Origin of the sequence: Streptomyces pallidus (ex Mingjun et al. 2026), from assembly GCF_051550185.1 — a bacterium.
Taxonomy (GTDB): Bacteria; Actinomycetota; Actinomycetes; order Streptomycetales; family Streptomycetaceae; genus Streptomyces.
The window spans coordinates 4,167,411-4,188,735 of sequence record NZ_CP196181.1; the positions used below are offsets into that span (position 1 = coordinate 4,167,411).

General features: G+C 72.7%; 16 protein-coding genes and 6 tRNA genes. 13 read left to right on the forward strand and 9 right to left on the reverse strand.

What is annotated here, in order from left to right; translation table 11 throughout:
* Nucleotides 1–152: 152 nt before the first annotated feature.
* Both ACSHWO_RS18390 and bldC read left to right on the forward strand, forming a co-directional pair.
* Nucleotides 153–1,007 carry a hypothetical protein gene (locus tag ACSHWO_RS18390; protein WP_385849141.1) on the forward strand — a complete coding sequence of 285 codons (855 nt, stop codon included), beginning with the start codon at nt 153–155 and terminating at the stop codon, nt 1,005–1,007.
* Nucleotides 1,008–1,510: 503 nt separating this feature from the next.
* On the forward strand, nt 1,511–1,717 hold the full coding sequence (gene bldC, locus ACSHWO_RS18395) for a developmental transcriptional regulator BldC (protein WP_003949541.1): 207 nt from the start codon (nt 1,511–1,513) through the stop codon (nt 1,715–1,717).
* A 600-nt stretch (nt 1,718–2,317) separates the two neighbouring features.
* Here bldC and ACSHWO_RS18400 read toward each other — a convergent pair.
* A tRNA-Asp gene (locus ACSHWO_RS18400) sits at nt 2,318–2,391 on the reverse strand.
* 135 nt (nt 2,392–2,526) lie between these two features.
* Nucleotides 2,527–6,450, reverse strand: a complete 3,924-nt coding sequence (gene hrpA, locus ACSHWO_RS18405; protein WP_438313170.1) for an ATP-dependent RNA helicase HrpA — start codon at nt 6,448–6,450, stop codon at nt 2,527–2,529.
* A 112-nt stretch (nt 6,451–6,562) separates the two neighbouring features.
* On the opposite strand from hrpA, the gene ACSHWO_RS18410 reads away from it, so the two are divergent.
* From ACSHWO_RS18410 to ACSHWO_RS18420, 3 genes are all read left to right on the forward strand, one after another.
* Complete coding sequence (locus tag ACSHWO_RS18410) at nt 6,563–7,066, forward strand: hypothetical protein (protein ID WP_438313172.1); 504 nt, start codon at nt 6,563–6,565, stop codon at nt 7,064–7,066.
* A gap of 71 nt (nt 7,067–7,137) precedes the next feature.
* Nucleotides 7,138–7,926, forward strand: a complete 789-nt coding sequence (locus tag ACSHWO_RS18415; protein WP_438313174.1) for a DsbA family protein — start codon at nt 7,138–7,140, stop codon at nt 7,924–7,926.
* Complete coding sequence (locus ACSHWO_RS18420; protein WP_438313176.1) at nt 7,923–8,762, forward strand: cytochrome c biogenesis CcdA family protein; 840 nt, start codon at nt 7,923–7,925, stop codon at nt 8,760–8,762. Before ACSHWO_RS18415 ends, ACSHWO_RS18420 begins: the two co-directional genes overlap by 4 nt.
* A 39-nt stretch (nt 8,763–8,801) precedes the next feature.
* On the opposite strand, the gene ACSHWO_RS18425 is transcribed toward ACSHWO_RS18420, so the two are convergent.
* The 3 genes from ACSHWO_RS18425 to ACSHWO_RS18435 all read right to left on the reverse strand — a co-directional run bounded on the left by ACSHWO_RS18425 (nt 8,802) and on the right by ACSHWO_RS18435 (nt 9,083).
* Nucleotides 8,802–8,875: transfer RNA gene (locus ACSHWO_RS18425), tRNA-Phe, on the reverse strand.
* Nucleotides 8,876–8,897: 22 nt separating this feature from the next.
* Nucleotides 8,898–8,971 (reverse strand) — tRNA-Asp (locus ACSHWO_RS18430).
* A gap of 39 nt (nt 8,972–9,010) precedes the next feature.
* A tRNA-Glu gene (locus tag ACSHWO_RS18435) sits at nt 9,011–9,083 on the reverse strand.
* Nucleotides 9,084–9,210: 127 nt separating this feature from the next.
* Between ACSHWO_RS18435 and ACSHWO_RS18440 the strand changes: the two genes are divergently transcribed.
* The 8 genes from ACSHWO_RS18440 to ACSHWO_RS18475 all read left to right on the forward strand — a co-directional run bounded on the left by ACSHWO_RS18440 (nt 9,211) and on the right by ACSHWO_RS18475 (nt 15,912).
* Entirely contained in the window at nt 9,211–9,561 is a 351-nt protein-coding gene (locus tag ACSHWO_RS18440; RefSeq protein WP_179176895.1) for a metallopeptidase family protein, read from the forward strand.
* Complete coding sequence (locus ACSHWO_RS18445) at nt 9,558–10,130, forward strand: fluoride efflux transporter FluC (RefSeq protein ID WP_438313178.1); 573 nt, start codon at nt 9,558–9,560, stop codon at nt 10,128–10,130. Before ACSHWO_RS18440 ends, ACSHWO_RS18445 begins: the two co-directional genes overlap by 4 nt.
* Nucleotides 10,127–10,501: a fluoride efflux transporter CrcB gene (gene crcB / locus ACSHWO_RS18450; protein WP_361100245.1), complete on the forward strand. Its 375-nt coding sequence runs from the start codon at nt 10,127–10,129 to the stop codon at nt 10,499–10,501. The genes ACSHWO_RS18445 and crcB overlap by 4 nt, the downstream gene beginning before the upstream one ends.
* Before the next feature lie 178 nt (nt 10,502–10,679).
* Nucleotides 10,680–11,183, forward strand: coding sequence for a hypothetical protein (locus ACSHWO_RS18455; protein ID WP_385849135.1), 504 nt, complete (start codon nt 10,680–10,682; stop codon nt 11,181–11,183).
* A 297-nt stretch (nt 11,184–11,480) separates the two neighbouring features.
* A complete protein-coding gene (locus tag ACSHWO_RS18460; RefSeq protein WP_438313181.1) occupies nt 11,481–13,766 on the forward strand; it encodes a DEAD/DEAH box helicase in 2,286 nt (761 codons plus the stop codon).
* A 191-nt stretch (nt 13,767–13,957) separates the two neighbouring features.
* Nucleotides 13,958–14,030 (forward strand) — tRNA-Lys (locus ACSHWO_RS18465).
* 411 nt (nt 14,031–14,441) lie between these two features.
* Nucleotides 14,442–14,515: transfer RNA gene (locus ACSHWO_RS18470), tRNA-Met, on the forward strand.
* 401 nt (nt 14,516–14,916) lie between these two features.
* A complete protein-coding gene (locus ACSHWO_RS18475) occupies nt 14,917–15,912 on the forward strand; it encodes a M23 family metallopeptidase (RefSeq protein WP_385849795.1) in 996 nt (331 codons plus the stop codon).
* Here the strand turns inward: ACSHWO_RS18475 and ACSHWO_RS18480 are convergent.
* From ACSHWO_RS18480 to ACSHWO_RS18495, 4 genes are all read right to left on the reverse strand, one after another.
* A complete protein-coding gene (locus ACSHWO_RS18480; protein ID WP_438313183.1) occupies nt 15,821–17,134 on the reverse strand; it encodes a PrsW family intramembrane metalloprotease in 1,314 nt (437 codons plus the stop codon). The two genes, ACSHWO_RS18475 and ACSHWO_RS18480, sit on opposite strands and share 92 nt — an antisense overlap.
* A 50-nt stretch (nt 17,135–17,184) precedes the next feature.
* Complete coding sequence (gene trmB / locus ACSHWO_RS18485) at nt 17,185–17,997, reverse strand: tRNA (guanosine(46)-N7)-methyltransferase TrmB (protein WP_385849793.1); 813 nt, start codon at nt 17,995–17,997, stop codon at nt 17,185–17,187.
* Between the two features lie 400 nt (nt 17,998–18,397).
* The gene (gene lhgO / locus ACSHWO_RS18490) at nt 18,398–19,630 is read right to left on the reverse strand and encodes an L-2-hydroxyglutarate oxidase (RefSeq protein ID WP_438313185.1); all 1,233 of its coding nucleotides are present in this window, start codon (nt 19,628–19,630) and stop codon (nt 18,398–18,400) included.
* A gap of 19 nt (nt 19,631–19,649) precedes the next feature.
* Nucleotides 19,650–21,308: a sporulation protein gene (locus ACSHWO_RS18495; RefSeq protein ID WP_438313187.1), complete on the reverse strand. Its 1,659-nt coding sequence runs from the start codon at nt 21,306–21,308 to the stop codon at nt 19,650–19,652.
* Nucleotides 21,309–21,325 lie beyond the last annotated feature (17 nt).

Sequence of the window (21,325 nt, forward strand, 5' to 3'; positions counted from 1 at the left end):
GGGAGCAGAGTAAGACCTGGAACGCGCCTATAGGGGAGCTGTCCGTAGATCGGGACGCTCCCGTAGTGCGGGGCGCTCCGGGTCCCGCTGCACCGGTGGTCCGCCGCTGGTCCGGCGGAGTAGCGCCGGGTGGTGCGGGGGAGTACGAGAGCGTGAGTGAATCCTCCGAGACCGGGCTGCCGTCGGCCCGTTCGGCGCCGACCGTCCCGTACGCCTCCTACCTGCGAGTCTACGAGCCGCTGGCGGCCTTCGCGGAGCCGGAGCGGACGCACTGGGCGGCGTACGCCCGGCGTGCGGCGGCGCCCACGGCCCAGGACGAACTGCGCCGCTCGCTCGCCGAGTTGGTGCGGGTGCCGCTGGTGGGCGTGCCGGCGCACGAGAGCGCGGACGCCTTCACGGCCGAGGTGGACGGGGTGCTGCTGGTGTGCCCGTGGCGGACGAGGCTGCGCGGCTGGCTGGCGCTCCAGGAGCTCGTGGAGCAGTTCCCGCTGCCGGTGCTGGACGCGGCGCTGCCGCCCGCCGCGCGGCAGAGGGCGGCCGAGGAGTACGAGCGCTGGCGGGAGCGCAATCCCGATGCGCGGCCGTGGATCCGCACCGGAGTGTGGCAGGTGCCACTGCGCTGGTTCGTCCTCGTGTCCGACGATGAGCGGGAGTACCTGCCGCGGGAGCGGCTGCGCTACCGGACTCCGATGGTGCAGGCCCGGCGGCGGCTCGCGCGGGGGCTGCGCACCCTGCGGGAGACGCCCGGCTACGAGGCGCTCGCCGAGGGACTGGTGGAGGTCGGCACCTGGTTGGAGGAGTTCCATCCGCGGTCGATGGTCGAGCTGGACTACGGCGGCCTGGTCCATGCGCTGCCGGCGGACCGGCTGGCGGAGGACCGCTCGGCCCGGGACGTCGCGGCCGGCATCGCGGCGCTGAGGTCGGGGGACGAGGTGGCGGCGGCGGAGGTGTACGAGGAGCTGAGGGACCAGTGGCGCGAGGTCCGGGAGAGACTGTTCGCCAACTAGTTCGCCCGTCGCAGGGACGTGGCAAACCGGGAAACCGGTTTATCGGGTCGAAGGCCCGGGACCTACGTCCCGATACGGGCCATTGGCTCAAGCGTGACGGACTGCACTAAACACACCCTTGCGCCCTTCCCCTACCCTCGTGCCAAAATAGGACAAGGAGTCCGGGGAGGGTTCCTTCCGCCCAACTAAGGGCGGAATGCTCGGCATTGCACTCTACGGGGGGTCTGAGGGCTCCTGATCGCTCTGTGACTGATCGTCACAGTGGGGTGACTGTCCGTTATGGGGCGGTCCATCGGCTTCCGACCGCTGATGAACACCTCGGAGGGCAATTCCGTCGGTTTGGCCGTCGAGGCTGGACGGATGGTGTAGTTGTAGTGCCGAGGACAAGCCGTTCGTCCTATAACCGACTCGGCCCGCGTATGTCCATTTCGGGCAACGCGGGCCAAGGTGCAGAATTTAGAGGAAAGAACCGAGATGGTTCGGTTCTCCCGAGGAGGCCGCTCATGACCGCTCGCACCCCTGATGCCGAGCCGCTGCTGACCCCGGCTGAGGTCGCCACGATGTTCCGCGTGGACCCGAAGACGGTGACCCGCTGGGCCAAGGCCGGCAAGCTCACGTCCATCCGCACCCTGGGTGGGCACCGCCGTTACCGCGAGGCCGAGGTCCGTGCCCTGCTCGCGGGAATTCCGCAGCAGCGCAGCGAGGCCTGAGGTCGCGCTAGCACCCCGCTTTAACGGGGAGGAATCGGATCCCCCAATCCGATGAAACCCACATGGCTTCATGCGGCCGGACCTGCCCCAACAGGTTCCCGGCCGTTCGATCGCGCTGGACTCCGCCGGGTCCAGCGCGATCTTTTTTATGCCCGACGACACCCCGGCGGGGTGGGTGCCATTGCACATATTAAATTGAGGGCGCGTATGGGCGTGATAAATGTGCGGGTCCCGAAAACTCATGTGGTGACTCCTGTCACAGGCTGTCACCCTTGTGCATTCCCCAATGCACCCGTAAGGGGATGTCTCGCGTGCGACCGCCTCATGCGGATGGGGGATTTTGGCGGATGGAGCCATTCCGCGGCGCGGCGGGCGGGGTGAATCGCGGGGCCGGCGGGACCCGTGGGACCGGTGGGTCCCCAGAGGTCGTTTCGGCGGCATCCGGCGGGCCTGTACGGCGCCTGAACCGCCCGGGAGCGCCCGTCCTGGCCGGCGGGCTCCCCGGGAGGCCGGGAGGGCTGCGCCGGGCGGCGTGCGAACGACGGGCGCCCTCATGCAGCAGAGCCCGCATCCGATCGGATGCGGGCTCTGCTCTTGTTGCGATCCTGACGGGACTTGAACCCGCGACCTCCACCTTGACAGGGTGGCGAGCTAACCAACTGCTCCACAGGACCTCGATGTGCGGCCGCGTTTTCCGTGGCTGCGCATCAGAACTGTACATCAGCGCGGGGGGTGCGTCGAACCGGGCGCCCCGGCGGTGGCGGGAGGCCGTCACGGTGGCCCGTCGCGGCGACCCGTCGCGGCGGCCGTCACGGGGCGGCCGCGTCCACCGCCTTCACGATCCGCTTGTCCGAGATCGGGTACGCCGTCCCGAGCGCGTGCGCGAAGTAGCTGACCCGGAGCTCCTCGATCATCCAGCGGATCTCGGTGACCTCCGGCGGGACCGGCCGCCCCTTGGGCAGCTGCTCCAGCAGCCAGGCGTACTCGTCCTGCATCTCGTGGACCTTCTCCATGCGCGTGGTGTCGCGCTGGACGGCCGTCGGCATCTGCTGCAGCCGCCGGTCCACCGCCACCAGGTAGCGCATCAGGTCCGGCAGCCGGCGCAGGCCCGTCAGGGTCACGAAGCCCGCCGGCATGAGCCCCGCCAGCTGCGCCTTGACGTCCTGGAGGTTGGCGACCAGAGCCAGGCTCTGCGTGGCCTTCAGCCGCCGTTCGCAGGCCTGCCAGGCCGCCAGCACCTGCTGCACCCGCTCGACCGCGCGCACGGTCGTGTCCACCAGGTCGGCGCGCACCGCCTCGTACAGCCTGCGGAAGCCCGCCTCGTCCCAGGCCGGGCCGCCGTGGTCGGCGATCAGCCTGTCGGCCGCCGCGGTGGCGCAGTCGTCGAACAGCGCCTGCACGGAGCCGTGCGGGGTGCGCGACAGGGCCAGCTTCTGCTGGTTGCTCAGCCGGTCCGAGGCGAACTTGGCCGCGTTCACCGGGATGTTGAGGAGGATCAGCCGTCGCGTGCCCAGCCACATCGCCTGCTGCTGCTCGGCCTCCGTGTCGAAGAGCCGTACGGACACGGTCGCACCCTCGTCGACCAGCGCCGGGTACGCCTTCACCGGCTGCCCCGCCCGCCGGGTCTCGAACACCTTCGTCAGGGTGCCGATGGTCCAGTCGGTCAGACCGGTGCGCTCCACCGACTCCCCGCCCGCCCGTTCGGCGGTGGCCGCGGCGGCCTTCGACAGGGCCTGGCGGGCCTTCGGCCGCAGCTGCAGCCGCAGTGCCTCCAGGTCCTTGTCCTCGGCGATCTTCCGGCGGCGCTCGTCGACGATCCGGAAAGTGATCTTGAGGTGTTCGGGGAGCCGGCCGGTGTCGAAGTCCTCGGCGGTGACGGGCACTCCGCCCATCCGGTGCAGCTCGCGCGCCAGGGTGGCGGTCAGCGGCTCCTGCAGGGGCACGGCCGTGTCCAGGAAGCGGGCCGCGAAGTTCGGCGCGGGCACGTAGTGCCGGCGGATCGGCTTGGGCAGCGACCGGATCAGCTCCGTGACCACCTCCTCCCGCAGGCCCGGGATCTGCCAGTCGAAGCCCTGGTCGGTGACCTGGTTCAGCACCTGGAGCGGGATGTGGACGGTCACGCCGTCCGCGTCAGCACCGGGCTCGAACTGGTACGTCACCCGGAACTTGAGCTGCCCCTGCCGCCAGGAGTCCGGGTAGTCGGCCTTGGTGACACCGGCCGCCTTCTCGGTGAGCAGCATCTCGCGCTCGAAGTCGAGCAGCTCGGGCTGCTCGCGCCGCTTGTGCTTCCACCAGGAGTCGAAGTGCGCCCCGGACACCACGTGCTCGGGGATCCGCTGCTCGTAGAAGTCGAAGAGGGTCTCGTCGTCGACGACGATGTCGCGGCGCCGGGCCCGGTTCTCCAGCTCCTCGACCTCGGTGAGCAGCTTGCGGTTGTCCGCGTAGAACTTGTGGTGGGTCCGCCAGTCGCCCTCGACGAGCGCGTTGCGGATGAACAGCTCGCGGGAGACCTCGGGATCGATCCGCCCGTAGTTGACCTTCCGCTGGGCGACGATCGGGACGCCGTACAGCGTGACCCGCTCGTACGCCATGACGGCCGCCTGGTCCTTCTCCCAGTGCGGCTCGCTGTACGTGCGCTTGACCAGGTGCTGGGCCAGCGGCTCGACCCACTCGGGCTCCACCTTGGCGTTGACCCGGGCCCACAGCCGCGAGGTCTCCACCAGCTCCGCCGACATCACGAACCGCGGCTGCTTCTTGAACAGCGCCGAGCCCGGGAAGACCGCGAACTTCGCGCCGCGCGCACCGAGGTACTCGTTCTTGTCGGTGTCCTTCAGACCGATGTGCGACAGCAGGCCGGCCAGCAGGGAGACGTGGACGTGCTGCTCCGCCGCGTCCGTCTCGTTGACGTGGATGCCCATGCCCCGGGCGACCGTGCGCAGCTGCGAGTAGATGTCCTGCCACTCGCGGATCCGCAGGAAGTTCAGGTACTCCTGCTTGCACATCCGGCGGAAGGACGACGAGCCGCGCTCCTTCTGCTGCTCGCGGACGTACCGCCACAGGTTCAGGTACGACAGGAAGTCGCTGGTCTCGTCCTTGAAGCGGGCGTGCTGCTGGTCGGCCTGGGTCTGCTTGTCGGAGGGCCGCTCGCGGGGGTCCTGGATGGACAGGGCCGCCGCGATCACCATGACCTCACGGACGCAGCCGTTCTTGTCCGCTTCGAGGACCATGCGGGCCAGCCGCGGGTCCACCGGCAGCTGGGACAGCTGGCGGCCCATCGGGGTGAGCCGCTTGCGCGGGTCCTTCTCCGCCGGGTCCAGGGCACCGAGCTCCTGGAGGAGCTGGATGCCGTCGCGGATGTTGCGGTGGTCCGGCGGGTCGATGAAGGGGAACTTCTCGATCTCGCCGAGGCCGGCCGCGGTCATCTGGAGGATGACGGAGGCCAGGTTGGTGCGCAGGATCTCGGCGTCGGTGAACTCGGGACGGGCGTTGAAGTCGTCCTCGGAGTACAGCCGGATGCAGATGCCGTCGCTGGTACGGCCGCAGCGGCCCTTGCGCTGGTTGGCGCTGGCCTGCGAGATCCGCTCGATGGGCAGCCGCTGGACCTTGGTGCGGTGGCTGTAGCGGGAGATCCGGGCGGTGCCCGGGTCGATCACGTACTTGATGCCGGGGACGGTCAGCGAGGTCTCGGCCACGTTGGTGGCGAGCACGATCCGGCGGCCGGTGTGCTGCTGGAAGACGCGGTGCTGCTCGGCGTGTGAGAGGCGGGCGTAGAGCGGCAGCACCTCCGTGAAGCGGAGCTTCTTCTTGATGAGCGCGTCGGCGGTGTCGCGGATCTCGCGCTCGCCGGAGAGGAAGACCAGGATGTCGCCGGGTCCCTCGGCCTGGAGCTCGTCCACGGCGTCGCAGATCGCGGTGATCTGGTCGCGGTCGCTGTCCTCGGACTCCTCTTCCAGGAGCGGGCGGTAGCGGACCTCCACGGGGTACGTGCGCCCGCTGACCTCGATGATCGGGGCGTCGCCGAAGTGGCGGGAGAAGCGCTCCGGGTCGATGGTCGCCGAGGTGATCACGACCTTGAGGTCGGGGCGCTTCGGCAGCAGCTGGGACAGGTAGCCCAACAGGAAGTCGATGTTCAGCGAGCGCTCGTGCGCCTCGTCGATGATGATCGTGTCGTAGGCGCGCAGCTCGCGGTCCGTCTGGATCTCGGCGAGCAGGATGCCGTCCGTCATCAGCTTCACGAAGGTCGAGCCCGGGTCCACCTGGTCGGTGAAGCGGACCTTCCAGCCGACCGTCTGGCCGATCTCGGTCTTCAGCTCCTCGGCGATGCGCTCCGCGACGGTGCGGGCGGCGATCCGGCGGGGCTGGGTGTGCCCGATCATGCCCCGGACGCCGCGGCCCAGGTCCATGCAGATCTTGGGGATCTGCGTGGTCTTGCCGGATCCGGTCTCACCGGCGACGATCACGACCTGGTGGTCGCGTATCGCCTCGGCGATCGCGTCCTTCTTCTGACTGACGGGCAGGTTCTCGGGGTACGTGACCTCGGGCATCCGCGAGGCGCGCGCGGCCAGCCGCGCGGCGGCCTTCTCGGCTTCCGCGGCGATCTCGTCGAGCACGGCCTGCTTGGCCTCGGGCTTGCGGATGCGGCGGGCGCCTTCGAGGCGGCGGCCGAGGCGGTGCGCGTCACGGAGGGGGATCTCACCGAGAAGCGTCTGCAGGGCGGCGAAGGAAGTAGACATACCTGCTTGAGGATCTCACCCGCGGGTGCCGGGTGGCGAACGCATTTGTCGGGTGGACCCGTACCATTTCGGGACGAGTCCGTCGTCCCTCCCGCCGTGAGAGGCCCCACGTATGCCGAGCAGCGCGCACCGACGGGTGGTCGCCGTGCTGCTCGCTGCGGTGCTGGCGGTGTTCTGCGCCGTCGCGGGCGCGGTGTCGTCCGGCGCGGGGTCGGCCGTCGGGGTCGTGGCCTTCGCGGGTGCCCCGGGTGCCGCGGGTGCCTCCGCCGCCCCGGCCCGCTCGGGTGCCGCGGGGGTCTCGGGCGATCCGGCGGCCCCCGGCGCCCCGGAAGTCCGGGAACGGCCCGTGGGCCTGCCGAGGGTCTCCGTCCCGGTTGCCGTCGCGGGCGGTGGGGAGCGGGGGCCGCGCTGCGCACCCGGACCCGCCGCGCCCGACCGGGCCCCGGCCGTACCGGCCCGGGCCGGCACCCACCTGGACCACGCCCTCGCCGCCTGTGCGCGTCCCGCCCTGCCCGGCGCCGCCGCCCCCCGTTGCGCGGCCGGTCCGCCGTGCGGTGCGCGGGGGCCCGACCGGCCGGCGCCGGGGCCGGTGGAGCTGTCCGTGATGCGGGTGTAGGAGGGCTGGCCGCACCGCCGGTCCGCCGCCCCCGTCCCCTTCACGGATCCACACAGCTCCGGAGCAGCCGTATGCCCGCTTCCTCTTCCTCCTCCCGTTCCTCGGCCCGGAACGGGTCCTCCCGCAAGACCCTGCTGGCCTGCGCCGCGGTCGCGGTCGCCGCCGTGACCATGGGCCTGGTCTCCTGGCAGGCCACCGCCCCGGACAAGGCGCCCGGACGGAGCCCGGCGGCCGCCGAGCCGCAAGCCGCCGGTTCCGGTTCCGGCGCCGGTGCCGAGCTGGCCAAGCTCGCCCGGCGCGAAGGGGGCGACAAGCTGGCCCTCGGCCGGGCCGACGCGCCCGTCGTGCTGATCGAGTACTCCGACTTCAAGTGCGGCTACTGCGGGAAGTTCGCCCGTGACACCGAGCCCGAGCTGATCAGGAAGTACGTCGACGACGGCACCCTGCGCATCGAGTGGCGCAACTTCCCGATCTTCGGCGCCGAGTCGGAGGCCGCGGCGAAGGCCGCCTGGGCCGCCGGACAGCAGGACCGGTTCCGGCAGTTCCACGAGGCCGCGTACGCCCCCGGGGCCAAGGAGAAGGGCTTCGGCGAGCCGCGGCTGCTGGAGCTGGCCCGGGAGGCCGGCGTGCCGGACCTGGAACGGTTCCGGCAGGACATGAACGGGGAGGCCGCGGCGGCCGCCCTGGAGAAGGACCGGGAGGAGGGCTACCGCATCGGGGTCAGCTCCACCCCGTCCTTCCTGGTCGGCGGGCAGCCGGTCGCGGGCGCCCAGCCGTTCGGCACCTTCGCCGCCGCCATCGACCGGGCCGCGGCGAAGGCCCGGGCCACGGCCGGGGCGGGCGCGGGGGCGGGCCGGTGACGGACATCGGCTACCTGGCGGCCCTGCTCGGCGGGCTGCTGGCGCTGCTCAGCCCGTGCAGCGCGCTGCTGCTGCCGGCCTTCTTCGCGTACTCGATCGCTTCCCCGGCGCGGTTGCTGGCACGGACCGGGATCTTCTACGCGGGCCTGGCGACCACCCTGGTCCCGCTGGGCGCGGCTTCCTCGACCGCCGGGCGGTTCTTCCACGGCCACCGCGAGGGGCTGGTGCTGGCCGGCGGCTCGCTGATCATCGTGCTGGGGCTGGCGCAGGTCCTGGGCCTGGGCTTCGCCCCGCGGCGGATCTCGGAACTGTCCGGGCGGATCCGGCCGACGACGGCCCTGTCCGTGTACGCGCTGGGCGCGGTCTACGGGCTGGCCGGGTTCTGCGCCGGCCCGATCCTGGGCAGCGTCCTGACGGTGGCGGCGGTCGGCGGGAACCCGGTGTACGGGGGCCTGCTGCTGGCCGTGTACGCGCTGGGGATGGCCGTGCCGCTGTTCGTGCTGGCGCTGCTGTGGGAGCGGTTCGACCTGGGACGGCGGCGCTGGCTGCGCGGGCGTACGGTCCGGGCGGGCCGGCTGGAGCTGCACACGACCTCGCTGCTGTCCGGGCTGTTCTTCATCGTCCTGGGCGGGCTGTTCCTCGCGTTCGACGGGGCGAGCGCGCTGCCCGGGCTGCTGGACGTGGAGGACTCGTACGCGGTGGAGCAGCGGGTCCGTGCGGTCGCGGACGCGGTGCCGGACTGGGCGCTGCTGGGGCTGGTGGCCGTCGGGGCGGCGGTGGCCGGCCTGGTGCGCACGCGCCGCGGCGCCCGGGCGGAGGAGCGGGTGGCGGGGTAACGCGGAAGGCCCCGTCCGATGGACGGGGCCTTCCTTCTGTGGCTGGGGCCGGGGTCGAACCGGCGACCTATCGCTTTTCAGGCGATCGCTCGTACCAACTGAGCTACCCAGCCACGAGACCGTTTCCGGCCTCAGCGATCCTGACGGGACTTGAACCCGCGACCTCCACCTTGACAGGGTGGCGAGCTAACCAACTGCTCCACAGGACCATGCAGTGTGCGAGAACAAGTCTTGCACACGGTAATGCGTACCCCCAACGGGATTCGAACCCGTGCTACCGCCTTGAAAGGGCGGCGTCCTGGGCCACTAGACGATGAGGGCTAAAGGCCCGCCGGGGCGCTTTCCAGCGCGTCGGGGACGTGAGAAGCATATGGGATGCGGGGAGGTATCGCCAAAACGGTTTCTCCCGGCGCGTGGGGGGCGCCCCGGCCGGGGGGACAATGACCGGGTGCTGGAGATGACACGCGAGGAGTTCGAGGAGCTCGTTTCCGAGGCGCTGGACCGCATCCCGCCGGAGCTGACCAGGCTCATGGACAACGTGGCGGTCTTCGTCGAGGACGAGCCTCCCGCGGACGACCCGGAGCTGTTGGGGCTGTACGAGGGGACACCGCTGACGGACCGCGGCGAGTGGTACGCCGGGGTGCTGCCCGACCGGATCACCATCTACCGGAACCCCACCCTGCGGATGTGCGAGGACCGGGAGGACGTGATCGCCGAAACGGAGATCACCGTGGTCCACGAGATCGCGCACCACTTCGGGATCGACGACGCCCGGCTGCACGCCCTGGGGTACGGGTGACCCGTCCCGGCCCGGGAGCCGGGGAGGCCGCGGCGCCTGCGGGGGCCGAGGGAGTCGCGGCGATCGACCCGGACGTCGACCTGCACGTCCCCGCACAGCGCACCGAGCCGCAGGGGCCGGTGCTGGCGGCGATCGCGGTGGGCGGGGCGCTCGGGTCGTCGGCGCGCTACGGGTTGGAGCTGCTCTGGCCGCCCGGGCCGGCGGGCTTCCCGTGGGCGACGTTCTGGACCAATTCGGTCGGCTGCCTGCTGATCGGCGTTCTGATGGTGCTGATCGGCGAGGGCGGGCGGACCTCCCCGCACCCGCTGCTGCGGCCGTTCGCCGGGGTGGGGGTGCTGGGCGGGTTCACCACGTTCTCCACGTACGCGGCGGGCTTCGCCCGGCTGTTGGACGGTGGCGAGGCGGAGCTCGCGCTGGCGTACGCCGGGCTCACGGTGGCGGCGGCGCTGGGCGCGGTCTGGGCCGCGGCGGCGGTGACGCGGTGTGCGGTCCGGGCCGCCGGACGGCGGGCCCGGGCCCGGGCGCGGGAGCGGATGCGCAGGCGGGCGCAGGAACGGGGGCGCGGGTGAACTGGCTGCTGGTGGTGGCCGGCGCGGTGGTCGGGGCGCCGCTGCGGTACCTGACGGACCGTGCGGTGCAGGCACGGCACGACTCGGTGTTCCCGTGGGGGACCTTCGCGGTGAACACGGGCGCCTGCCTCGTCCTCGGGGCGCTGACGGGGGCGACGCTGGCCGGTGCGGGGTCCCCGCGGTGGAGCCTGCTGCTGGGGACCGGGCTGTGCGGGGCGCTGAGCACGTACTCGACGTTCTCGTACGAGACGCTGCGGCTGGCCGAGACGGGCCGGCGGTTCCTGGCGGGGGCGAACGTGGTGGCGTCGGTGCTGGCCGGGCTGGGTGCGGTGGTGCTCGGTTGGCAGGTGGCGCGGCAGCTGTTCGCCTGAGCACGCGGCCGGGCGCGCCGCGGCCGCCGGGGTGCGCCGGGGTGCGCCGGGCGGGTGACGGATTGCGGACAGCCGGTGTCCCCAAGGGCGTGTCTCTCACGGGGCAAAGGGAGTTGGGCATATTGACCCGCTGATCCGCGGATCCTGACAGTCCATCCGGAGGTGCCCCGTGCGCCAGTTGTCCGCTTCCCTCCGACTGGCCGTCACCGCGCTCGCGGTCGCGGCCAGCGCAGGCTGCATGAGCGTCGGCGCGGACGCCGCCAAGCCCGGGCCCTCCTCCCCGGCGGACCGCAAGTCCGCGGCCGAGGCCGGCGGAGGACCCGCTGCCGGGCGCGGTGCCGGGCTGCACGGCACCGGGCACGGGGCGAAGGCCGGCGCGGCGGTCCCCGACGGCAGGACCTCCGAGGACGGCAAGGCCTCCGGGGCGACGGGAGCCTCCCCCAGCCCGGGTGCACCGGCCGGCCGGCCGGGCCCTTCGCCGTCGGCGGGGCCGGGCGGCGGGGGCGGCGGCCAGGGGCCCCAGCAGCCGCCGTCCGGCGGGGGTGGGACCGGGGGATCCGGAGGCTCGCCGGCCAGCCCTCCGGCCCAGTCGCCGACCCCGCAGCCGCCCGTGTCCTCCCCGACCCCGCCCGCCCCGACGCTCCCGCCGCAGCCGGAGCCCAGCACTTCGGCCACCGTGTAGCGCGGGGTGGGGCCGAGGGCCGGGCAGGGGCGCCGGTGAGGGGGTCCGCGGCCAGGGTCGGCGGGTGGAAGGTCCGGGATCGCCGCAGGTCAGGACGGATCGGGCAGGAACGACTTGCCATACCCCCGGAAGGGTGCGTATGGTTATAGATCGTTTGATCCCATTGCCCGGCGCCGATCCGAAGCGCGCCGCGTGGCGCGTACTCTCCCTAGCCGTGGCTGACCGCATCGAGGCGGTCGATTTGCGATTCACGGAGTTTGGGCGCGTGCCGAGACTCCGGAAGGTTTCGCATTTCGCATGTCCATTTCCAGTTCTGACCGTGCCGTCATGCCCGAGAACGACTCGAACGAGATCGTCGACGCCGTTGAGGCGCTCGTGGTGACCGAGGCCATGGAGGCCGCCGAGGCCGACGAGATCATCGAGGCCCTTGAGGCTGACGTGGCCGACGTGGATGACGACGCCGACGCCGACGACGTCTCCGAGCCCGAGATCACCTTCGCGGACCTCGGCCTCCCCGAGGGCGTCGTCCGCAAGCTCGCGCAGAACGGTGTCACCATCCCGTTCCCGATCCAGGCCGCCACCATCCCGGACGCCCTGGCCGGCAAGGACATCCTCGGCCGCGGCCGCACCGGCTCCGGCAAGACCCTCTCCTTCGGCCTGCCGACCCTGGCCCGCCTGGCCGACGGCTACACGGAGAAGAAGAAGCCGCGCGCCGTCATCCTCACCCCGACCCGTGAGCTCGCGATGCAGGTCGCGGACGCCCTCCAGCCGTACGGCGACGTCCTCGGCCTGAAGATGAAGGTGGTCTGCGGCGGTACCTCCATGGGCAACCAGATCTACGCCCTGGAGCGCGGTGTCGACATCCTCGTCGCCACCCCCGGCCGCCTGCGCGACATCATCAACCGCGGCGCCTGCTCCCTGGAGAGCGTCGAGGTCGCGGTCCTCGACGAGGCCGACCAGATGTCCGACCTGGGCTTCCTGCCCGAGGTCACCGAGCTGCTCGACCAGGTCCCGGCCGGCGGCCAGCGCATGCTCTTCTCCGCCACGATGGAGAACGAGATCGGCACCCTGGTCAAGCGCTACCTGTCGAACCCGGTCAGCCACGAGGTCGACAGCGCCCAGGGCAACGTCACGACCATGACCCACCACGTCCTGGTCGTGAAGCCGAAGGACAAGGCGCCGGTCACCGCCGCCATCGCCGCCCGCAAGGGCCGCACCATCATCTTCGTCCGCACCCAGCTGGGCGCCGACCGCATCGCCGAGCAGCTCGTCGAGGCCGGCGTGAAGGCGGACGCCCTGCACGGCGGCATGACCCAGGGCGCCCGTACCCGCGTGCTCGCGGACTTCAAGGACGGCCACGTCAACGCGCTCGTCGCCACCGACGTCGCCGCCCGCGGCATCCACGTCGACGGCATCGACCTGGTCCTCAACGTGGACCCGGCCGGTGACCACAAGGACTACCTGCACCGCTCGGGCCGCACCGCCCGCGCCGGCAAGTCCGGTGTCGTGGTCTCCCTGGCGCTCCCGCACCAGCGCCGCCAGATCTTCCGCCTGATGGAGGACGCGGGCGTCGAGGCCTCGCGCCACATCGTCCAGGGCGCCGGCGCCTTCGACCCGGAGGTCGCCGAGATCACCGGTGCCCGCTCGCTGACCGAGGTCCAGGCCGACTCCGCGAACAACGCCGCCAAGCAGGCCGAGCGCGAGGTCGCCGAGCTGACCCGCCGCCTGGAGCGCACGACCCGCCGCGCCGCCGAGCTCCGCGAGGAGGCCGACCGCCTCGTCGCCCGCTCCGCCCGCGAGCGCGGCGAGGACCCGGAGACCGCGGTCGCCGAGGCCACCGAGGCCGCCTCGGCCGAGGTCGCCGCCCACGTCGCCGCTGCCGCGGCCGCCGAGGAGCGTCAGGCCCGCCGCGAGGAGCGCCGCGACGACCGCGGTGACCGTCGTGACGACCGCGGTGACCGTGGCGGCTTCCGCCGTGACGACCGCGGCGACCGCCGTGACGACAACCGCGGCGAGCGTGGCGGCTTCCGCCGTGACGACCGTCCGTCGTTCAACCGCGATGACCGTGGTGACCGTGGTGGCTTCCGTCGTGACGACCGCGGTGACCGTCGTGACGACCGCGGTGGCTTCCGTCGCGAGGAGCGTCCGTCGTTCAACCGTGACGACCGTGGTGACCGTGGTGGCTTCCGTCGTGACGACCGCGGTGACCGTCGTGACGACCGCGGTGGCTTCCGTCGCGAGGAGCGTCCGTCGTTCAACCGTGACGACCGTGGTGACCGTGGTGGCTTCCGTCGTGACGACCGCGGTGACCGCCGTGACGACCGCGGTGGCTTCCGTCGCGAGGAGCGTCCGTCGTTCAACCGCGATGACCGTGGTGACCGTGGTGGCTTCCGTCGTGACGACCGCGGTGACCGCCGCGACGACCGCGGCGACCGTGGCGGCTTCCGCCGCGACGACCGCCCCTCCGGCGGCTTCCGCTCCGGCGCCGGCGACCGCCCGTACGGCCGCCGCGACGACCAGCGTCCGTCCGGCTCCTTCGGTGCCCGCCGCGACGACAAGCCCCGCTGGAAGCGCAACGGCTGACCTGCGCCGCCAGTGACCTGACGGTCCGGAAGGGCCCGCCCGACACCTCGTGTCGGGCGGGCCCTTCGCTCGTCCGGACGGCTCGCTTCCGGCCGACTGGGGTACGGATCGCGGAGGATGACGGGGCCGGTCGGTCGATACTCGATCGGCTGGCCGGTGCTGTCCGGCTATGCTCTGGGGTGAGCACGCGAGGGCCATTAGCTCAATTGGCAGAGCAGCGGACTTTTAATCCGTTGGTTGTCGGTTCGAGTCCGACATGGCCTACGGCTCGTGGGGCGCCCCACCCGGTTGCGACCGGGTGGGGCGCCCCGGCGTTTTCAGGACCGGCAGGGCTCCCGCAGGAGGGCCGTACGAGGACGTTCCGCCGTACGGCCCGTCCATGGCCCCGCAGGCGGCCTGTCGTCGCCGGCGGGCGTCGGCAGGAGCCGGGAGCGGCCGCCCCCTCCGCTCCGGCTCCTGCGCGCCCTTCCTGGCCGCGGTCGCCCTGCTGCTGTGCCCGGCGGAGCCGGGACTCCTGTGCCGACGAGCGCCTCGGGCAGGGCGAATCCCTGCCCGAGGCGCTCACTTCGAACCCTTTGCGCGCCCCTGACCTGCGAATATGTCGGCCGAGGTGTGGGTTCGCCCCTTAAATGGACACGAGCCCTCCTTCCGATGGCGTAAGGTTGTGTTCACCGACGCGGGGTGGAGCAGCTCGGTAGCTCGCTGGGCTCATAACCCAGAGGTCGCAGGTTCAAATCCTGTCCCCGCTACTCAGTACGAAGGCCCGGCTCCTCTGGAGCCGGGCCTTCGTCGTTCGCCGTTGCGGTCCCCCCGATCGCTCGGTCGCCCGACCGCCCGGTCACCCCTTCCATCTCCACTACGCTGAGTAAGTGAAGTGGCGCTCTCTGCAAGTACCGTGACGGTGCGTCAAGATGCTGGTGTGGCTGAATGGATGCGGAATTCTGGGGCGATATGCCCGAGTTGGCACGATTAATAGGGATTAATCTGGGCCAATTGTGGCCAGTGTGTCGTGGGTTGGCCGAAACGATCAATCGCAGCGGCTTGGAATCATTCCCCGGTGTCTATTACCGTTCGATAACGCAGCGCGGTCGTCCCAGCCGTCGCAAGAGGCGGCGCCCTGCGCGTGCGTATCCCTGAGGAGTGTGCCCCGGTGGCCTCCAACTTGCCTGCCCGCGAAGGCGTCGAGAACCAGGAGCCGCCGTCCGCCGGCGCCTGGGGCGAGTGGAACCCCACCGAGGACTCGGTGCGCCCCATCCGCGGCAAGCACCGGAACGCCAAGGGTGGCGGGGGACTTGCCCGCAGCTCCACCGTCCTCGGGGTCGGCATCATCGCCGCGGTCGGCGCCGGCGGTATCGCCACCGCCCAGAACCGCCCCCAAGTCCCCATATCCATGCCCTCGTTGCCCGATCTGACCGGCGACGACGACTCCGGTGCGCACGACCGCCGCGCCGACGCGGGCCCGCGGGGCGCGGAAGCCTCCGCCGCGCAGTCCCAGGACCAGGCCGACGCCGGGGAGGTCCTGCGCACGCGCATCCTCCAGCAGGCCGAGTCCCAGCACGAAGCCACCGACGTCCAGACCCGGCTCCAGGCCGAGCAGGCGGCGCGCGAAGCGGCCGCCGCGGAGGCCAAGGCCAAGCGCGAGGAGGCCGAGAAGGCCGCCGAGGAAGCCCGCGCCGCCGCCGAGAAGCAGGCCAAGGAGGCCGCCGACGCCGCGGCCAAGGCCGAGCAGGAGCGGGCCGCCCAGTCCGCCGGCAGCTACTCCCTGCCGACCTCCTCGTACACCCTCACCTCGTACTACGGCGCCGCCGGCTCGATGTGGTCCTCCGGTTACCACACCGGCCTCGACTTCGCCGCCCCCACCGGCACGCCCGTCAAGGCCGTCGGCGCCGGCAAGATCACCTCGGCCGGCTGGTCGGGCGCGTACGGCTACCGGATCGTCCTGGAGCTGGAGGACGGCACCGAGATCTGGTACTGCCACCTGTCCTCGATGTCCGTCACCTCCGGCCAGGTCGGCGCCGGCGACACCATCGGCCGGGTCGGCGCCACCGGCAACGTCACCGGGCCCCATCTCCACCTGGAAGTACGCAAGGGCGGCTCCACGGTGGACCCGCTGTCGTGGCTCCGCTCCAAGGGCCTGACGCCGTAACCGGGGCGTCGGCGGTGCCGCTCCGGGCCGCCGGTACGAACCCCCGCCCGCCCGGGTCCGGCCGCAGCAGGTCCTCCAGGACCGCCGCCCGGGCCAGCGCCGGCCCCGCCGTCGCCCGGCGCAGCCACAGCCGGCGCAGCAGCTCCCGCTCCTGCCCCGCGAACTCCGGATCCCCGGCGGGACCGCTGCGCGCCCCGTGCCGCAGCAGGGCGAGCGCGGCGGCGTCCGCCTCGTACCGGGCAACCGCCCGCCCCGCGGCCCGGCCCCCGCTGCGCCGCGCGAGCGCCCGGGCCAGCGAGCGGGCCGGCATCGACACCAGCGCCGGCACTTCGGCCGGGGCCAGCCAGCCCGCGGCCGCGTACACCGCGAGCTCCCCGGCGACGGCGCGCAGCCGGCGGCGCCTTATCCGCACCGCAAGGCCCAGCAGCCCCCCGAACACCGGCACCATCACGCAGCCGTAGATCCAGTAGAAGCCGTTCTCGCCGAGCCGTGAGGAACAGTTCCACAGGGCGTGCACGCCCATCGCCAGCACCAGGCCGAGCAGCGGCATCCCCGCCCGCAGCAGCCGGGCCCGCGGACGGCCGGCGGCGACGGCGGCGGCCGCACCGAACCCGAGGCCGGTCAGCACCGTGAACAGCGGGTGCGCGAACGGCGAGAGCACGATCCGCACGAAGAACGTCGCCGCCGTCACCGAGTCGAGCGCCCCGACCCCGCTGCGCAGGTCCTCCGTGAACGCGTTGCCGAGGTACAGGACGTTCTCCGTGAACGCGAACCCGGTGGCGGTGAACCCGGCGACCACGAACCCGTCCGCCGGGCCCGTGAACTGCCTTCTTCGGCAGGCGAAGACCAGCAGCAGCGCCGCAGCCTTCGCACTCTCCTCCACCACCGGTGCGATCACCACCGAGCCGAGCCGGTCGGCGTCGTCGGGATCCGCGGTCGCCGCGGAGATCCACTCGGTGGCGAAGTCGTTGGCGAGTATGGCGATCAGGGCCGCGGTACAGGCGCCCCAGCCGCAGCAGAACAACAGCTGCGCCCAGGGTCGGGGCGCGGCCCGACCGAGCCACCTGAAGGCCGCCATGAGCAGCGGCACCGGCAGCACGGCCAGGCCGAGGCCGACGAAGAACCCGGGAGTGCCGGTCTGCTCCCGAACGAGTTCGAGGATCGTCAGCCCCGATGCGCCCAGCACGGCGAACACGCACGCACGGACACGGACTCGGAACACGTGATGACTCTAACGACCCGCTCCGACACGGGGAGTGACCTTGGGGAAGGTCAGGCGTTCCCCACCCGCCGGAACAGCAGGTCGTGTACGACGTGTCCCTTGTCGAGGCCCTGGCCCTCGAAGCGGGTGAGCGGCCGGAAGTCGGGCCGGGGCGCGTAGCCGCCGTCCGCCCGGGTGTTCTCGAACTCCGGGTGCGCGGTGAGCACTTCGAGCATCTGCTCGGCGTAGTCCTCCCAGTCGGTCGCGCAGTGGAGCACCGCCCCGGGCGCCATGCGCGTCGCGGCCAGGTCGAGGAACTCCGGCTGGATCAGACGGCGCTTGTGGTGGCGCGCCTTGGGCCACGGGTCCGGGAAGTAGACGCGGATCCCCTGCAGGGAGGACGGCGTCAGCATCTCGCGGAGCAGGATGATCGCGTCACCGTTCGCGACGCGGACGTTGGTGAGCCCGCCCCGCTCGGCGAGGGCGAGCAGGTTGCCCTGGCCGGGGGTGTGCACGTCGACGGCGAGGATGCCGGTGTCCGGGTCGGCGGCGGCCATCTGGGCGGTCGCCTCGCCCATGCCGAAGCCGATCTCCAGGACGACGGGCAGCCCGTCGAAGAGCCGGTCGAGGTCGATCACCTCGCGGCCGTCGATGTCCAGGCCCCAGGTGCCCCAGAGCCGCTGCAGGGCAGCGCCCTGCCCGACCGTGACCCGGCTGCGGCGCGGCTGGAAGCTGCGGATCCGCCGCTCGTGGTGGGAGCCGGCCGGGTCGGGCGCGGGCCCGTCCGGGAACCGCGGCTCGGTGCGCCACTTGGGCGGCACGTAGGAGTTCGCCTCCGGCGCGGCTTCCGGGAGGCTGGGCTGGGGGGTACGGGACTCAGACACAATCCCCGCATTCTACGACCCCCGCCCCACCCCCCGCCCGCCCCGCCCATTCCGAACGAATCCGTCACCCCGCACCCGGACCGACCCCCGCGCCGAGCCCATCCCGCGCGGTGGGTCCCGCTCGCGGGGCGTTCGAGCGCGCCGGACGCATCCGTCCGCGGGGCAGATCCAGCCCGCGCGGCGTTTGAGCGCACCGGGGCGCGCAGCGCCCGGACGGGACCGGGGCGGAGCCCCGGGAAACGGTGAAAGGGCGGGGCGGGGAGCAACTCCGCGCAGCGGCACCCGCCACCCGGCCGGCGGCTCCTTCCCGGCCCGGAAGGGCGGGAGCCCCCGGGGCGAGTCCGGCCCCGGCCCCGGCGCGGCGGCCCCACCAGGGGGGACCCACCAGGCGGCGACGGCGTCAGGCGGCGTCCCGCATCGCGCCGAGCGCCCTCCGCCCGATCTCCCGCCCGATCGGCAGCGAAGCCGTAGCCGCAGGCGACGGCGCATTCAGCACGTGCACGGTCCGATCCGCCTCCCGGATCAGGAAGTCGTCGACGAGCGTCCCGTCCCGCAGCACGGCCTGCGCCCGCACCCCCGCCTCCGAACGCCGCAGGTCCGCAGCCGTGACTCCCGGCAGCAGCCGCTGCACCGCCTCCGTGAAGGCCGCCTTCGACAGCGAGCGGTGGATCTCGCCGGCCCCGTACCGCCAGTGCCGCAGGGCCATCCGCCAGGATCCCGGCCAGGCGAGCTCGTCGGCGATGTCCCGCGGCCGGACCACACCCCATCCGTATCCCTCGCGGGCGAGGGCGGGGACCGCGTTCGGTCCGACGTGCACCCCGCCGCCGATGCCCCGCGTCAGGTGCACCCCGAGGAAGGGGAACGCCGGATCCGGCACCGGGTAGACCAGCCCGCGCACCAGCTCGGGCCGCAGCAGGTCGTAGTACTCACCCCGGAAGGGGACGATCCGCATCCCCGGGTCGTCCCCGGCGAGCCGCGCGATCCGGTCGCACTGCAGCCCCGCGCAGTTCACGAGCACCTTGGCCCGGACCACGACGCCCGCGGAGGTCCGCACCGCCACCGCCGAGGCGCGCCGCGAGACGAGGTCCACCGCCCCGCCGTAGACGATCTCCGCCCCGGAGGCTTCGGCCAGTTGCCGGGCCACCTGCCCGTAGTCCGCGATGCCGGTGGTGCCGACGTGGATCGCGGCGACCCCGCGCACCTCCGGCTCGTACTCGGTGATCTGCGCCGGGCCCAGCTCGCGCACCGGAATGCCGTTCTCCCGGCCGCGCTGCACCAGCGCGTGCAGCCGCGGCAGTTCCTCCCGCCCGGTGGCGACGATCAGCTTGCCGGTGACCTCGTGCGCGATCCCGTGCTCCGCGCAGAACTTCACCATCTCGGCCGCACCGCTCACCGCGAAGCGCGCCTTCAGCGATCCGGGCCGGTAGTAGATGCCGCTGTGGATCACCCCGCTGTTGCGGCCGGTCTGGTGCCGGGCCGGGCCGGGCTCCTTCTCCAGCACCACCACCCGGGTCCCTGGCGCCAGGCGCGACAGGGCGTACGCCGTCGACAGTCCGACGATGCCACCACCGACGACCAGCACATCGCAGTCGAGCCTGCCCAAGCTGCCACCTCCCACCCCTGCATACTGCACCCCGCCACCGACAGCGCAGCTACGCGGGGGCCACCAGCAGCGGCCGGGCCCGTTCCCGCAGCTCCGCGACGCGCGGCTCGTCCCCGTAGGGTTCCAGGCGGTGCAGCAGGTCCCGTACGTATTCGGTCGTCCGCGCCGAGGAGATGCGGCCCGCGACCTCCACGGCCCGGGCGCCGGCCGCGCACGCCGCGTCGAGGTTCCCCGACTCCAGCTCGGCGACCGCGCTCACCACCAGCCGCAGTCCGTGCGAGCGCACGTACTCCTCCGTCGGGCGGGACAGCGCCTGCTCGGTGAACCGCCGCACCTGCCGCGGCAGCTTGAGGTCCCGGTAGCACTCCGCCGCGTCCGCCGCGAACCGGTCGTACGAGTAGAAACCCAGCCAGGTCGGGTCGGGGTCGACGTCCCGGGCCCGCTCCAGCCAGCCCTCCGACGCCCTCAGAGCGGCCTCCGCGGCCGCCGAGTCGCCGGCCTTCGCGTGCGCCCGGGCCTCGACCAGCCGGAAGAAGCTCATGGTGCGGGCAGTGGCCAGGCCCCGGTTGCGCTCGACGGCGGCCTGCGCCAGGTCCACGCCCTCGTCGGGGAAGTCCCGGTACGTCGCCTGGAGCGACATCGAGGCGAGGACGTACCCGCCGAGCGGTACGTCCGCGGCCGCCCGGGCCAGGCGCAGCGCCTGGATGTAGTAGCGCTGGGCGGCCTCCTGCTGCCCGGTGTCGAAGGCCATCCACCCGGCCAGCCGGGTCAGTTCGGCCGTCGCCCCGAACAGGGCGCGGCCCACTTCGTCGCTGTACGAGCCGAGGAGCAGCGGAGCCGCGTCGACACGCAGGCACTCGGGCACCATCGACGAACGCCAGTCCCCGCCGCCGTACTTGGAATCCCAGCGTCGCGCGTCCTCGGCGGCCTCGCGGAGCTTGCTCACGTCGCTGTGGCCGACGCGCTGCGGGGAGGAGTCCGAGAGCCCGAGGACCGTCGGGACCGGGGGCACCGTCGGGACCGGGGGCACCGCGGGCACGCTCCGTGCCGGGGGCGGCGCATGCGGCGTTTCGCCGGAGGGCGATGCGGGCACAACCGCCGACGCGGGGGACGACGAGGCTCGGGAGGGGACGGCGGAGGCGGAGACGGATGCAGCGGCACCGGCGGAAGCGGAACCGGAGGCGGTGGACGGGGAGGCCGAGACGCCCGGACCGGAGGACGCAGCGGCGACGGGCTCCCGCGCGACGGAGCTGTCGGCCGGAGATATCAGCCAGCGCGAGGCGGGCGTCGCGTACGCCGACACGGAGAACGAGCCGGCCAGCGACTGCCAGATCCCGCCGCCACCGCGTCGGCCGGCGAGATCGAGCCGGTACAGGTCGGTCGCGGAGCGCACCGCATCGCCCACGTCCCGCGGGAAGGCCAGGCCGACCTCGGGCGCGGGGTCCGCGTCCGCCAGCCCGATCTCGTGCAGCGGCACCGGCCGCCCGAGCTTCGCCCCGATCGCGGCGGCGATCAGATGGGGGGCGGCGCCCTGCGGCACCATCCCCTTGGACACCCACCGGGCCACCGAGGTCTTGTCGTATCGAAGCGTCAGGCCGCGCTGTGCGCCCAGGTCGTTGACGCGCCGGGCCAGTCCGGCGTTGCTGATGCCCGCCAGTGCGAGGACGGCGCCGAGCTTCTCGTTGGGTTCGCGGAGCTCCCTGGACATGCGCCACCCCTCGTCGA